13 protein-coding genes are annotated in these 14,271 nt (G+C 70.6%); 10 read left to right on the top strand and 3 right to left on the bottom strand.

All coding sequences use genetic code 11. The annotated features are described in order from the left end of the window. Nucleotides 1–41 precede the first annotated feature (41 nt). From aspS to ruvB, 10 genes are all read left to right on the top strand, one after another. The gene (gene aspS, locus CSC68_RS09930; protein WP_162203402.1) at nucleotides 42–1,799 is read left to right on the top strand and encodes an aspartate--tRNA ligase; all 1,758 of its coding nucleotides are present in this window, start codon (nucleotides 42–44) and stop codon (nucleotides 1,797–1,799) included. 119 nt (nucleotides 1,800–1,918) lie between these two features. Next, nucleotides 1,919–2,212 carry a DNA primase gene (locus CSC68_RS09925; RefSeq protein WP_162203401.1) on the top strand — a complete coding sequence of 98 codons (294 nt, stop codon included), beginning with the start codon at nucleotides 1,919–1,921 and terminating at the stop codon, nucleotides 2,210–2,212. After that, nucleotides 2,209–2,727, top strand: a complete 519-nt coding sequence (locus CSC68_RS09920; RefSeq protein WP_162203400.1) for a GNAT family N-acetyltransferase — start codon at nucleotides 2,209–2,211, stop codon at nucleotides 2,725–2,727. The genes CSC68_RS09925 and CSC68_RS09920 overlap by 4 nt, the downstream gene beginning before the upstream one ends. Before the next feature lie 62 nt (nucleotides 2,728–2,789). Beyond that, entirely contained in the window at nucleotides 2,790–3,620 is an 831-nt protein-coding gene (locus CSC68_RS09915) for an AraC family transcriptional regulator (RefSeq protein ID WP_162203399.1), read from the top strand. Then, entirely contained in the window at nucleotides 3,620–4,291 is a 672-nt protein-coding gene (locus CSC68_RS09910) for an esterase/lipase family protein (protein ID WP_162203398.1), read from the top strand. Before CSC68_RS09915 ends, CSC68_RS09910 begins: the two co-directional genes overlap by 1 nt. 36 nt (nucleotides 4,292–4,327) lie before the next feature. After that, on the top strand, nucleotides 4,328–5,050 hold the full coding sequence (locus CSC68_RS09905; RefSeq protein WP_162203397.1) for a YebC/PmpR family DNA-binding transcriptional regulator: 723 nt from the start codon (nucleotides 4,328–4,330) through the stop codon (nucleotides 5,048–5,050). 58 nt (nucleotides 5,051–5,108) lie between these two features. Beyond that, entirely contained in the window at nucleotides 5,109–5,654 is a 546-nt protein-coding gene (gene ruvC / locus CSC68_RS09900; RefSeq protein ID WP_162203396.1) for a crossover junction endodeoxyribonuclease RuvC, read from the top strand. A gap of 132 nt (nucleotides 5,655–5,786) precedes the next feature. Then, complete coding sequence (gene ruvA / locus CSC68_RS09895; protein WP_162203395.1) at nucleotides 5,787–6,377, top strand: Holliday junction branch migration protein RuvA; 591 nt, start codon at nucleotides 5,787–5,789, stop codon at nucleotides 6,375–6,377. A gap of 49 nt (nucleotides 6,378–6,426) precedes the next feature. Continuing rightward, nucleotides 6,427–8,349 (top strand): potassium transporter Kup, encoded by a 1,923-nt coding sequence (locus tag CSC68_RS09890; RefSeq protein ID WP_170296349.1) that lies wholly within the window; start codon nucleotides 6,427–6,429, stop codon nucleotides 8,347–8,349. A 66-nt stretch (nucleotides 8,350–8,415) separates the two neighbouring features. After that, a complete protein-coding gene (ruvB, locus tag CSC68_RS09885; protein ID WP_162203394.1) occupies nucleotides 8,416–9,441 on the top strand; it encodes a Holliday junction branch migration DNA helicase RuvB in 1,026 nt (341 codons plus the stop codon). 146 nt (nucleotides 9,442–9,587) lie between these two features. Here the strand turns inward: ruvB and pdxA are convergent, their stop codons facing one another. Genes pdxA through lptD form a run of 3 tightly spaced genes read right to left on the bottom strand, consistent with a single transcriptional unit; the run spans nucleotide 9,588 to nucleotide 14,244 of the window. Beyond that, nucleotides 9,588–10,565 carry a 4-hydroxythreonine-4-phosphate dehydrogenase PdxA gene (pdxA, locus tag CSC68_RS09880; protein ID WP_162203393.1) on the bottom strand — a complete coding sequence of 326 codons (978 nt, stop codon included), beginning with the start codon at nucleotides 10,563–10,565 and terminating at the stop codon, nucleotides 9,588–9,590. A 3-nt stretch (nucleotides 10,566–10,568) separates the two neighbouring features. Beyond that, nucleotides 10,569–11,933, bottom strand: coding sequence for a peptidylprolyl isomerase (locus tag CSC68_RS09875; RefSeq protein WP_162203392.1), 1,365 nt, complete (start codon nucleotides 11,931–11,933; stop codon nucleotides 10,569–10,571). A 4-nt stretch (nucleotides 11,934–11,937) separates the two neighbouring features. Then, nucleotides 11,938–14,244 (bottom strand): LPS assembly protein LptD, encoded by a 2,307-nt coding sequence (gene lptD / locus CSC68_RS09870; RefSeq protein WP_211365729.1) that lies wholly within the window; start codon nucleotides 14,242–14,244, stop codon nucleotides 11,938–11,940. Between the last annotated feature and the right edge of the window lie 27 nt (nucleotides 14,245–14,271).

Genomic DNA, 14,271 nt, shown 5'->3' with positions numbered 1-14,271 from the left:
CCGCCCGGCAGCCGGGCGGTTGCCCCACTCGCGGAGCCTGCATGCGTACCCATTTCTGCGGCCTGGTCGACGAATCGCTGATCGGCCAGACCATCACCCTCGCCGGCTGGACCGACGTCGCCCGCAACCTCGGCGGCGTCTGCTTCATCGACCTGCGCGACCACGAAGGCATCGTCCAGGTCACGGTCGAGCCCGACAACGCCGAGGTCTTCGCCGTCGCCGCCTCCCTCGGCTACGAGGACGTGATCCAGGTCGAGGGCGTCGTCCGCGCCCGCCACGCGGTCAACGACAGGATCCGCTCCGGCAAGGTCGAGGTGATCGCCACCCGCATCACCATCCTCAACAAGGCCGCGCCGCTGCCGTTCCACGCGCACGAGAACCCGTCCGAGGAAACCCGCCTGCGCTACCGCTACCTGGACCTGCGCCGTCCGGAGATGCAGCGCATGCAGCGCACCCGGATCAAGCTGGTGCAGGCCCTGCGCCGCTACCTGGACGCGGCCGGCTTCCAGGACATCGAGACCCCGATCCTGACCAAGGCCACCCCGGAAGGCGCGCGCGACTTCCTGGTGCCGGCGCGCATGCACCCGGGCGAGTTCTACGCCCTGCCGCAGAGCCCGCAGCTGTTCAAGCAGATCCTGATGGTGGCCGGCTTCGACCGCTACTACCAGATCGCGCGCTGCTTCCGCGACGAGGCCCTGCGCGCCGACCGCCAGCTGGAGTTCACCCAGCTGGACATGGAGTTCGCCTTCGTGCGCGAGCGCGACGTGCAGGACTTCGTGGAAGGCATGATCCGCCACATCTTCAAGGAGGTCGTGGACGTGGAGCTGGACGCCCGGTTCCCGCGCATGACCTGGGCCGAGGCCATGCGCCGCTACGGCTCGGACAAGCCGGACCTGCGCATCGACCTGGAGCTGGTCGACGTGGCCGACCTGGTCAAGGACAGCGGCTTTGCCGTGTTCACCGGCCCGGCCAACGACCCGGACGGCCGCGTGGCCGCGCTGCGCATCCCCGGCGGCGCCAGCCTGTCGCGCAAGCAGATCGACGAGTACGCCGCCCACGCCGCCAAGTTCGGCGCCAAGGGCCTGGCCTACATCAAGATCGACGAGGCCGGTGCGGTCTCCTCGCCGATCCAGAAGTTCTTCGGCGAGGACGCCTTCGCCGCGCTGCTGAAGCACGTCGGCGCCGGCAACGGCGACATCGTGTTCTTCGGCGCCGGCGGCTACAACAAGGTCTCCGACTTCATGGGCGCGCTGCGCCTGAAGGCCGGCAGGGACTTCGGCCTGGTCGCCGAGGGCTGGCGCCCGCTGTGGGTCACCGACTTCCCGATGTTCGAGTGGGACGAGGAGGAGCAGCGCTACGTGGCCCTGCACCACCCGTTCACCGCCCCGGCCGTGGACGACATCGCCGAGCTGCGCGCGCACGCGAAGACCGCGGTGTCGCGCGGCTACGACATGGTGCTCAACGGCAACGAGATCGGCGGCGGCTCGATCCGCATCCACCGCCCGGAGATGCAGAGCGCGGTGTTCGAGCTGCTGGGCATCGGCGCCGAGGAGGCCGAGGCCAAGTTCGGGTTCCTGCTGGACGCGCTCAAGTACGGCGCCCCGCCGCACGGCGGCATCGCCTTCGGCATCGACCGCATCGCCGCGCTGATGGCCGGCACCGAGTCGATCCGCGACGTGATCCCGTTCCCGAAGACCACCTCGGCGCAGTGCCTGATGACCGGCGCGCCGTCGCCGATCCCGGCCGAACAGCTGGCCGAGGTCCACGTGAAGGTACGCGAAGAATCGCTGCACAAGTAAGGCCTGCCCTGCATCGCGCTGGCGCGATGCCGGGTGGGTTTCTCCCGCAATCCCCGCGGCTGCCGCCGCGTCCTCCCTTGACCCAAGGGAGGCTCCAATTGATCAGACGGAGCTGTTCGATGACCGAGTTTGCTTTTGCACTTGAATGGGAACGCCTGGGCAACGAGGGTTCCGACCCGGCCCTGGTGACCGAGCGCGCCCGCGTGTTCGGCGGCTGGCTGGTCCGCGTCGGCACCTCGCCGGCGTCGATGGCGCTGGCCTTCGTGCCCGATGGCGAAGGCCGCTGGGACGGCGAGGACTTCGGCGAGGAAGACTACGAGTACGACGAGGACGCCGAAGAGGAAGAGGACGAGGAAGAAGAGGACCTCGACGACGACGAGGACCTCGACGAAGAAGAAGACGAGGACGAGTGAGCCTGCTCATCCGGCGCGCGACGGTCGACGATGCGGCGACGCTGTCGTCGCTGTGCGCGCGCACCTTCACCGAGACCTTCGGCCATCTCTACCCGCCGGAGGACCTCGAGGCCTTCCTGTCCGAGGCCTATGAAGTGGGGCGCCAGGCGACGATCCTGGCGCACCCGGACTATGCGGTGTGGCTGCTGGAGGACGACGGCGTCGCGGTCGGCCATGCCGCCGCCGGCCCCTGCGGCCTGCCGCACCCGGAAGTGGCCCCCGGCGACGGGGAGCTGAAGCGGTTGTACGTCCTGGCCTCGCACCAGAATGCGGGCTGGGGCGGGCGCATCTTCGCCGAGGCCGAGCGCTGGCTGCTCCGCGACGGTCCGCGCACCCTGTGGATCGGCGTGTGGTCGGGCAACGACGGCGCCCAGCGCTTCTACGCGCGGCACGGTTACGAGAAGGTCGGCACCTACGAGTTCCCGGTCGGGCGCGTGCGCGACCTGGAATACATCCTGCGCCGCCCGGCGGCCTGAGCCGCGCTGGCGCGCGTTTGCCGCGCCAGTCTGGAGCCTGCGGCGCGACAAAGGAGGCGGTTATGGTCGATCGGCTGGCGGTACTGCTGGAGCGTTTCCCGGTAAGCGCGCGCGTGTTCAATGCCGGCGCGCTGTGCGGCATCAACCTGCTGGAGGACCGCGACACCGGCCAGATGCACCTGGTCCGGCGCGGGCCGCTGGAGGTGTCCCACGGCGGGCCGCCGGTTCTGGTCGAGGAGCCCAGCCTGCTGCTGTATCCGCGGCCGATGCCGCACCGCTTCAACAGCGATCCGGAGCTGGGCGCGGACATGGCCTGCGCCGACCTGCATTTCGACGGTGGCGCGCAGAACCCGCTGGCGGCGGCGCTGCCGGCCTTCACCTGCGTCCCGCTGTCCGCCCTGGCCGGGACGGGGCCCGTGCTGGACCTGCTGTTCGAGGAAGCCTTCGACCACCGTTGTGGCCGCCAGGCCATGGTCGACCGCCTGTTCGAGGTGGTCATGATCCAGTTGCTGCGCCATCTGATGGAGCAGGGCGAGGTGAAGGGCGGGCTGCTGGCCGGCCTGGCGCAGGCGCGCCTGCGCCATGCGCTGGTGGCCATGCATGAAGCGCCGGCGCGGGAATGGACGCTGGAGGAACTGGCCGAGGCGGCCGGCATGTCGCGCAGCGTGTTCGCCGAGACCTTCCGCGAGGTGGTCGGGCTGACGCCGGGCCAGTACCTGCAGGGCTGGCGCGTGCGCCTGGCCCAGCAGGCGCTGCGTCGCGGCCGGCCGTTGAAGGTGGTCGCCTCCGAGGTCGGTTATGGCAGCGAGGCGGCGCTGTCGCGCGCGTTCAAGTCGCATGCCGGGGTCTCGCCGCGGGCCTGGAAGCGCAAGCAGCAGGAGGCCGCGGCCTGATGGCGGCACCGGCCCCGGCCCGTGAAAGGGTGCTGCTGGTGCACGGCCTGTGGAACTCGCCCTGGTGGTTGCTGCCGCTGGCGCTGCGGCTGCGCAGGCTCGGGTTCGAGGTCGAAGGTTTCGGCTATCCCAGCATCCTCGGCGGGCCGGAGCCGGCGATCGCCGCCCTGGCGGAGCGGCTGCGCGCCGGCCCGCCATGCAACCTCGCCGGGCACAGCCTGGGCGGACTGATCGCGGTGGAGGTCCTGCGCCGCTACCCGGAGCTGCCGGTGCGGCGGGTGGTCTGCCTGGGTTCCCCGCTGTGCGGCAGCGCCACGGCCCGTTTCCTGGCCACGCACCGGGCCCTGGCCTGGGCGCTGGGACGCAGCGCGCCGCTGCTGCTGTGCGGCTGCCAGCCGTGGCGGGGGAGGGCGGAGCTGGGAGTGGTCGCCGGCGACTCGCCGCGTGGCGTCGGCAGGCTGCTGTCGGCCGTGGGGCCGGATTCGGACGGCCCCGGGGCCCTGGAGGAGACCCGGCTTCCCGGGGCCAATGCGTACTGCCGGATACGCGCCAGCCATACCGGACTGGTGCTGTCGGCCAAGGCTGCGCGGCAGGTGGCGGCCTTCCTGCGCACCGGCGCGTTCGTGCCGGCGTCGGCCGGCAGCGCTGGGGATGGTGGCGGCCGGCTATAATCCGTCGCTTCGCAACGCAGTACGAACGGTACGCCCATGGGTCGTGGTCCCTCGATCGAAGCGCGCAAGAACGCCAGCGACGCCAAGCGCGGCAAGATTTTCACCAAGCTGATCCGCGAGATCGGCGTCGCCGCCCGCGCCGGCGGAGGCGATCCGAACAACAACCCGCGCCTGCGCGCGGCGGTGGACAAGGCATTGTCGTCGAACATGTCCAAGGACGTGATCGAGCGCGCGATCAAGAAGGCCACCGGCGAGCTCGAAGGCGTCGAGTACGAGGAAGTGCGCTACGAGGGCTACGCCCCCGGCGGCGTCGCCGTGATCGTCGACTGCCTGACCGACAACCGCGTGCGCACCGTGGCCGACGTGCGACACGCCTTCTCCAAGTGCGGCGGCAACATGGGCACCGAGGGCTCGGTCGCCTTCATGTTCAAGCGCTTGGGCGTGCTCAGCTACGAGGGCGCCGACGAGGAGAAAGTGACCGAGGCGGCGATCGAGGCCGGTGCCGACGACGTGGTCGTGTATCCGGACGATGGCGCGATCGACGTGGTCACCGCGCCGGAGAACTTCGAGGCGGTGAAGCAGGCCATGGAAGCCGCCGGCCTGGCCCCGGGCTATGCCGAGGTGACCTTCCGCGCCGACAACGACGTCGCCGTGTCCGGCGAGACCGCGCAGCAGGTGCAGAAGCTGCTGCACATGCTCGAGGACCTGGACGACGTGCAGAACGTCTATTCGAACGCCGACCTGGGCGACGCCGGCTGAGCATGCATCCGGCCCGGGGCGAACAGGCGGCGGGCCGGAAGGCGCCGGGGGCGGGCGCATGAACGCCGCGCGCGTGCCGTTGCCCGCCATCCGCATCCTCGGGATCGACCCGGGTTCGCAGCGCACCGGCGTGGGCATCATCGACGTCGACCCGGCGGGCAGGGTGCGCCATGTGCACCACCAGCCGCTGGTGCTGCTGGGCGAAGGCGACTTCGCCGCGCGCCTGAAGCGGCTGCTGCACGGGTTGACCGGGCTGATCGAGGAGTACCGGCCGCAGGAAGTGGCGATCGAGCAGGTGTTCGTGGGCCGCAGCGCGGATTCGGCGCTCAAGCTGGGCCAGGCCCGCGGCGCGGCGATCAGCGCGGTGGTGCTGCGCGACCTGCCGGTGTCCGAGTACGCCGCGCGCGAGGTGAAGCTGGCCGTGGTCGGCACCGGCGCCGCCGACAAGGCCCAGGTCCAGCACATGGTCGCGGCCATGCTTGGATTGCCGGGCAAGCTGCAGGCCGACGCCGCCGACGCCCTGGCCATCGCCCTGACCCATGCACATGTGCGTGCCACCGCACAGAGGCTGGGGGTCAGCACGAAGCTGGCCTGGAGGAAATAGAGCCGTGATTGGTGATTCGTCATTGGTGATTCGTGGAAAGCGCGGGCGCCTTCCTGCCGTGCCGGCGCTTTCGCTTTTGCTTTCTCGAATCACCAATCACGAATCCCGAATCACGCTCCGTAGGAGCCCCCCATGATTGGAAGACTGCGCGGAACCCTGGTCCTCAAGCAGCCGCCGTGGCTGGTGGTCGACGTCAACGGCGTCGGTTACGAGCTGGAGGCGCCGATGAGCACCTTCTACGACCTGCCCGAGCTGGGCCGGGAAGTCTCGCTGTTCACCCACTACGCGCAGAAGGAGGACAGCGTCTCGCTGTACGGCTTCCTGCGCGAGGGCGAGCGACGGCTGTTCCGCGACGTGCAGAAAGTCAGCGGCATAGGCGCCAAGATCGCGCTGGCGGTGCTGTCGGGAGTGAGCGTGGACGAGTTCGCGCGGCTGATCCAGGCCGGCGACGTCACCGCCCTGACCCGGATCCCCGGCATCGGCAAGAAGACCGCCGAGCGCATGGTGGTGGAGCTGCGCGACCGCGCCGCCGACCTGGCCGGCGGCGGCGCCGGGGCCGGGTTGACGGCGGCCCCCGGCGACCCGCTGGCCGACGCCGCCACCGCCCTGCAGCAGCTCGGCTACAAGCCGGCCGAGGCCCAGCGCATGGCCCGCGACGCCGCGGCACCGGGCGACGAGGCCGCCGCCATCCTCCGCAAGGCGTTGCAGTCGGCCCTGCGCTGAGGCGCGCTCGCGCCCTGCTCACGCCCGACCGCGCTAAGGTTCGCCCGCCATGTCCGCAGCGTCATCGCCGTCCCCACATGCCGGCCACGGGCCCGGTGCCCACGGGCCGGGCGGCTCGCACCTGGCCCTGGTGCTGGGCGCCATCGGCGTGGTCTTCGGCGACATCGGCACCAGTCCGCTGTACACGCTCAAGGAAGCGTTCTCGCCGCACTACGGCCTGACCAGCGACCACGACACCGTGCTGGGCGTGCTGTCGCTGGCGTTCTGGTCGCTGATGGTGGTGGTCACGCTGAAGTACGTGACCATCATCATGCGCGCCGACAACGATGGCGAGGGCGGCATCATGGCGCTGATGGCCCTGGCCCAGCGCACCCTGCGCAACGGCTCGCGCTCGGCCTACGTGGTCGGCATCCTCGGCATCTTCGGCGCCTCGCTGTTCTTCGGCGACGGCGTGATCACCCCGGCCATCTCCGTGCTGGGGGCGATGGAGGGCCTGGAGGTGGCCGCGCCGGGCCTGCACCACTTCATCGTGCCGCTGACCATCGTCGTGCTCGTGGTGCTGTTCGCCGGGCAGCGTTTCGGCACCGCCAAGGTGGGCAAGGTGTTCGGGCCGGTGACCATGCTCTGGTTCGTGGCCATCGCCGCGATCGGCGCCTGGAACATCATCAAGGCTCCCGAGGTGCTCAAGGCGTTCAACCCGTGGTGGGCGGTGCTGTTCTTCGCCGACCACGGCTGGCACGGCGTGTTCATCCTCGGCGCGGTGGTGCTGGCGGTGACCGGCGGCGAGGCGCTGTACGCGGACATGGGCCACTTCGGCGCGCGCCCGATCCGCCACGGCTGGTACTTCTTCGTGCTGCCGTGCCTGGTGCTCAACTACCTGGGCCAGGGCGCGCTGGTGCTCGAGCACCCGGAACTGGTGCGCAACCCGTTCTACGAGTCGGTGCCGGCCTGGGCGCTGTACCCGATGATCGTGCTGGCGACGATGGCGGCGGTGATCGCCTCGCAGGCGGTGATCACCGGCGCGTTCTCGATCGGCCGCCAGGCCATGCAGCTGGGCTACATCCCGCGCATGCGCATCAAGCACACCTCCAGCGAGGCCATCGGCCAGATCTACGTGCCCGGCATCAACTGGATGCTGATGGTGATGGTGATCGGCCTGGTGCTGGTGTTCCGCAGCTCCTCCAACCTGGCCGTGGCCTACGGCATCTCGGTCTCGGCCACGATGCTGATCGACACCCTGCTGCTGGCCCTGGTGGCGCGCGCGCTGTGGCCTGCCGGGCGGCGCTGGATCCTGGCGCTGTGCGTGGCGTTCTTCTTCATCGACGTGGCCTTCGTGGTCGCCAACGGCGCCAAGCTGCTGCAGGGCGCCTGGTTCCCGGTGGTGCTGGGCCTGGTGCTGTTCACCCTGATGCGTACCTGGCGCCGCGGCCGCGCGCTGCTGCGCGAGGAGATCCGCAAGGACGGCATCCGCGTGGACACCTTCCTGCCCGGCCTGATGCTGGCGCCGCCGGTGCGGGTGCCCGGCACGGCGATCTTCCTCACCGCCGATCCCGGCCTGGTGCCGCACGCGCTGCTGCACAACCTCAAGCACAACAAGGTGCTGCACGAGCGCAACGTGTTCCTGACCGTGGAGACACTGCCGGTGCCGTATGCGCCGGTGGAGAAGCGGATCCGGGTCGACGCGATCGGCGACGACTTCTACCGGGTGATGGTCCGGTTCGGCTTCATGGAGCCCCCGGACGTGCCGCTGGCGCTGATGCGTGCCTGCGACCGCGACGGCCTGTCCATGGACCCGATGGATACCACCTACTTCGCCAGCCGCGAGAACGTGGTTGCCGGCGCACGCCGCGGCATGCCGACCTGGCGCGACAAGCTGTTCGCGGTCATGCACCGCAACGCGGCGCCGGCCACCGGCTTCTTCCGCATCCCCGGCAACCGCCTGGTCGAACTGGGCGCGCAGGTCGAGATCTGACGCCCGGGCTCGGCCCGGCCGCCAGGAGTCTCGGCACGCGCGACCGGCAACGGCCATAATCGCGGCATGAACGAACACCGCAGCATCCTCGGCGCCGGCGCCACCCGCGAGGACGAGGCCCTGGAAGCCTCGATCCGGCCGCAGCGACTGGACGAATACCTCGGCCAGCAGCCGGTCCGCGAGCAGCTGGGCATCTACATCGAGGCTGCCCGCGCCCGCGGCGAGGCGCTGGACCACGTGCTGATCTTCGGTCCGCCGGGCCTGGGCAAGACCACGCTGAGCCACGTCATCGCCAACGAGCTGGGAGTGAACCTGCGGGTCACCTCCGGCCCGGTGATCGAGAAGGCCGGCGACCTGGCCGCGCTGCTGACCAACCTGCAGCCGCACGACGTGCTGTTCATCGACGAGATCCACCGCATGTCGCCGGTGGTCGAGGAAGTGCTCTATCCCGCGATGGAGGACTTCCAGATCGACATCATGATCGGCGAGGGCCCGGCCGCGCGCTCGATCAAGCTGGACCTGCCGCCGTTCACCCTGATCGGCGCCACCACCCGCGCCGGCCTGCTGACCGCGCCGCTGCGCGACCGCTTCGGCATCGTCCAGCGCCTGGAGTTCTACACGCCCGAGGAGCTGACCCGGATCGTGCGCCGTTCGGCGCGGATCCTGGGCATCGACTGCGAACCGGATGGCGCCGGCGAGATCGCCCGCCGCGCGCGCGGCCCGCCGCGCGTCGCCAACCGCCTGCTGCGCCGGGTGCGTGACTACGCCCAGGTCAGGGCCGGCGGGCGCATCGACCAGGCGGTGGCGCAGGCGGCCATGGCCATGCTCAAGGTCGACCCGGAGGGCTTCGACGAACTCGACCGGCGGCTGCTCAACACCATCATCGGCCACTTCGACGGCGGCCCGGTGGGCGTGGAATCGCTGGCCGCGTCGCTGTCGGAGGAGCGCGGCACGCTCGAGGACGTGATCGAGCCGTACCTGATCCAGCAGGGCTTCCTGGTGCGCACCGCGCGCGGGCGCATGGCCACGTCCAAGGCCTATCGCCACCTCGGCCTGGTCGCCCCGGCGCGGGACACCGGCGAGCTGTTCTAGCGGCGTCGCCCCATCCTTGTAGCCCGGACAAGGCCGCAGGCCGCATCCGGGGGGGCATGCGCGGTCCATCGCAGCATTCCGGTAGCGCGCTCCATCCGCGCACGCGGGTGCGCTTCGCTTGCCCGCCTACGGCGGAAGACGGGAAGTCAGCCCTGCATCCGCCGGGCGGCCATCCGCGCGCAGGTAGCCACCGCCGCCTCCAGGCTGGAAGGATCGGCCAGGCCCTTGCCGGCCAGGTCCAGGGCGGTGCCATGGTCCACCGCCACGCGCGGGTAGGGCAGGCCCAGGGTCAGGTTCACCGCACGCTCGAAGCCGCTGTACTTGAGCACCGGCAGGCCCTGGTCGTGGTACATGGCCAGCACCGCGTCGAAACCGCGCAGCTTGCCCGGCAGGAAGGCGGTATCGGCCGGCAGTGGACCCACCAGGCGCATGCCCTCGGCGCGCAGCGCCTCCAGCACCGGGATGATGGTGTCGATCTCCTCGTGGCCGAGGTGGCCGTCCTCGCCCGCGTGCGGGTTCAGGCCCAGCACCGCGACCACCGGATCGGCGATGCCGAAGTCCTCGCGCATGGCCCGGTCCAGGATCCCAAGCACCCGTCGCAGGAGGCCGGCGTCGATCGCGTCGGGGACCTGGCGCAGGGGCAGGTGGGTGGTCGCCAGGGCGACCCGGACCACGTCGTTGGCCAGCATCATCACCACGTCGCGGCCGGCATGACCGGCCAGCAGTTCGGTGGTGCCGGTATAGGGGATGCCGCCCTCGTTGATCGTCGACTTCTGCACCGGGCCGGTGACCATGCCGGCGAAGCGGCCTGAAAGACAGCCTTCGGCGGCGCCCAGCAGGGCATCGACCACTGCCTGGGCATTGCGTGCGTCGGGACGGCCGAAGGCGACCGGGACGGAATTCCGGACTTCCTGCAGCGGCAGGTCACCGGGCCGGGTGGCCGGCTGGTCCGGGGGCAGCAGTTGCAGCGGCAGGCCAAGGGCCGCGGCGGCGGCGTGGAGCGCGTCGGGGTCGGCGAGGGCGACCAGGGTGCAGTCCTGGCGCGGATCCTGCGCCAGGCGGACGCAGAGCTCGGGGCCTACCCCGGCCGGTTCGCCGGGAACCAGCGCCAGCCGGGGGAGCATGGATCAGGTGCCCGGCGGCGTGCGCTGGTCGCTGGCGCCAGCGCCGACCGGATCCACTTCCTCGGCGCGGTCGCCAGTGCGGAACACGACGTAGGCTTCGCCGCGCATTTCCTGCAGGTAGCGCTCGTATTCCTCTTCCAGCTTGCGGCGGCCGATGGTGTCGCGCACCTGGGCGCGGCGGTTCTCGTCGGTCACGTCGGTCTCGCGCCGGGCCACGCGCTCGATGATGTGCCAGCCGGCGTCGGTGCGGAACGGCTGAGACACCTGGCCATCCTCCAGCGCGGTGACCTGGTTGCCGAAGTCCGGGCCGTAGGCATCGGCCGGGAACCAGCCCAGGTCGCCGCCCTGGCCGCGGGTGCTGTTGTCCTCGGACGCCTCGCGGGCCACGGCCTGGAAGTCGGCGCCGCCGGCGATGCGGGCGCGTAGCGTGTCGATCTTGGCGCGCGCGGTGGCGTCGTCCTGGCGGTCGTTGACCCGCACCAGGATGTGTCGCACGTGGTACTCGGTGATGGTCTGCGCCGGGGCCTCGTTGCTGTCGCGGACCTCGGACAGGCTCAGCAGCTGGAAGCCGCTGGGGCCGCGCACCGGACCCAGGATCTCGCCCGGCTGCATGCGCCCGATCTGCTGGGCGAAGGCCGAGGGGATCTCGTCCAGCGTGCGCCAGCCGAGGTCGCCGCCTTCCAGCGCGTTGGGGCTGTCCGAATAGCGGACGGCGGCGGCGGCAAAGTCCATCTCGCCCCGGTTGATCACGTTGAGCACGCCTTCGATCTTGCGCTGGCCGGTGGCGATCTGCTCGGCGGTGGCGCCGTCGGGCAGGGCGACCAGGATGTGGGCCAGGCGGTACTGGCGGCTGTTGCCGGCCTCGCGGGCGAGCGCGGCGTCGACCTCGCCCTCGCTGACGTTGATCCGCTGGATGAAGCTCTGGCGCAGGCGCTGGACCGTGATCTCCTCGCTCAGCGAGCGGCGGAACTCCTCGAAGGACAGGCCGTCGGCGGCCAGGCGCTGGCGCAGGCCGTCCAGGGTCAGCCGGTTCTGCTGGGCGATCGCGGCGACGGTCTGGTTGAGCTCCTGGTCGCTGACGCGGATGCCCTGCTGGCGCGCGCGCGCCACCTGCAGCTTGACCAGGATCAGGCGCTCCAGCACCTGGCGCTCGAGTACCGGACGCGGCGGCAGCTGGGCTTCGCGGCCGGCGTACTGGGCCGCGATGTTGCGCATGGCCACGTCCAGCTCGCTCTGCAGGATCACGTCCTCGTCCACGATCGCGGCGATGCGCTCGATGGGCTGCAGCTGCTGCTGGGCCACGCCGGCGAAGGGGAGGAACAGCAGGGCGGAGGCCGCCAGGAGAATCGCGGGAAGGCGTCGGCTCATGGACTCACGGAATGAGGTTCGGATCGTAGTCGTCCGGATCGGGCGTGGTGTTGCTGGGCGGGACCAGGTAGAGGTCGTCGCGGTGGTACCCGAGAATAGCACGGCGCAGGGTGCGCTCCGTGTCCTGGCCCGCCGCGCCCAGGCCCTTCAGAACGAATTCCACCTGCAGCGCGTTGTCCAGCTCGCCCTCGCGGTTGTGCACGAAGCGGCGGGCGATGGCGCGCACGGCCAGGCAGCAGCTGTCCCACTGCACGCCGGCGATGGCCTCCAGCAGCTTGTCGTCGGAGATGGAGTGGTAGTAGCGGCCGACCACGCTCCAGGTGGCATTGATCGGATACAGGAACGAGAAGTCGGCCTGCTCGAGCAGGTCGCGGCGATAGCGGTAGCTCAGGTTGACGACGCCGTCGTCCGGCCACAGGTAGCGGGCCCGGACGCTGACCAGGTCCTGGCGGCGGAACTTCGGGTCCCACTGGTACGAGGCGCCGAGGTTCCAGCGGTCGTTGATCATGTAGTTGCCGTCCGCCACCCACGCCGACTTGCCCTGCGGCACCTCGGTCTCGCCGGGCGCGGTGACCCGCGAGTCCTGGAAGTAGCGGATCTGGCCGACGCTGGCCGACAGCTTCTCGCGGCCGTCGGCCTGGCGGATCAGGCGGGTGCTCAGCGCGATGGTCAGCTGGTTGGCATCGGACTGGCGGTCGGCGCCGGAATAGCGGTTGTCGCGGAACAGCTGGCCCCAGCTGAAGGTGAAGGGGCGGGTATCGAACAGCGGCAGGTCGTCCTGGTCGCGGTACGGCGCATACAGGTAGAACAGCCGCGGCTCGAGGGTGTGCAGGAAGCGCTCGCCGCCCCAGCTGGCCTCGCGGTCGAAGTAGACGCCGGCGTCGAAGCTGGCGATCGGCAGGCTGCGCGAGGGATTCTCGTCGCCGCGCCGGCCCTCGGCGTCCACCAGGGGTTCCTCCAGCTGGTAGGCGGTGTGCCGCCATGCCAGGGTCGGGGTGACGTACCAGGCCGGGCCGCCAAGGCGTGCGGACACGAAGGGCTTGAGGTCCAGGCGCTCGCCGCCGGCCCTGCTCGAATCGGGATGCTCGAAGTGCACGGCCTCGGCGTACACGCCGGCATCCAGCCAGCGGCCCAGCGGCTGCTGCCAGGTGGCGTAGATGCGCGGCAGGCGGCTGAAGGGCAGGTGCCTGTCCTGCAGCGTGTAGTCGGTGCGCTGGAAGTGCTCGACCATGGCGCCGGCGCTCCAGTGTTCCCCGACGCCGTATACCCCCGCGGTGCTCTGCAGGTAGGACGCGGACACGCCGGCCAGGCGGTTGGAGAAGTCCTCGACGAAACGGTCGTCGCTGACCCAGCCGACATTGGCGCGTGCCTGCCAGTGGCGGTCGATGTTGTGGTAGCCGCTGTACTGGAAGCGGCCGCGGTCGCGGTTGCGCAGGTCGTCGTCGGGCATGTAGCTGCCCTCGAAGATGCCGCGACCACCCTCGTACAGGTAGCGGAACTCGGCGTCCAGCATCAGCCCGCGCTTGGTCATCAGGCGCGGCGAAAGGGTGGCGTCGTAGTTCGGCGCGAGGTTGAGGTAGATCGGCTGGCGGTAATCGAAGCCGTTGCGCCCGGACATGCTGGCCGACGGATACAGCAGGCCAGTGCGGCGCCGGTCGTCCACCGGGAACTTGAACCACGGCACGTACAGCACCGGGAACCGGCCCATGCGCAGCACCGCGTTGCGCGCCACGCCGAAGCCTTCGTCGTTGTCCACGTCGATGCGCTGGGCACGCAGCTCCCATGCCTGCTGGCCGGGATCGCAGGTGCTGTAGGTGGAGTGGTACATCTGCCCCACCGGGCCGCGCATGGCGATCGAATCGGCACCACCGTTGCCGCGCCGGTCGACCAGCTGGTAGCGGATGTTGGTGATGACGTGGCTGTCCTCGTCCTGGTTGCCCTCGGCGCGGTCGGCCACGATGCGGATGCCGGAGTCCTGGTAGCGGACGTTGCCCTCGGCCACGTAGCGGCCGGTCTCGGTGTCGAAGCTCAGCTGGTCGGTGCCCAGGAACTGGTCGCCGCGGACCAGGGCCACGTTGCCCTGGTACTGGGGGGTGGTCTCGGTGCCGCTGAGTTCGTCGCCCTCGATGTCGGTGGGCTGCTGGTCGCGGGCCTGGGCGATGGCCGGATCCGCCGGCGGCGCCTCGCTGAAAGGAGGCAGCACGTCGCCCACCGGGCACAGCCCCCAGTTCAGCGGCTTCTCGTCGGCCATGGCGGGCAGGCTCAGGGCTACGCCCAGGGACAGCGGCAGCAGGCGCAGGGGAGTTCGCAGGGGGTCTCGCACGAGGGCAGGGGCGTC

It is taken from the genome of Pseudoxanthomonas suwonensis, from assembly GCF_010093235.1.
Taxonomy (GTDB): Bacteria; Pseudomonadota; Gammaproteobacteria; order Xanthomonadales; family Xanthomonadaceae; genus Pseudoxanthomonas; species Pseudoxanthomonas suwonensis.
This window is presented reverse-complemented; position numbering and strand designations above follow the sequence as displayed.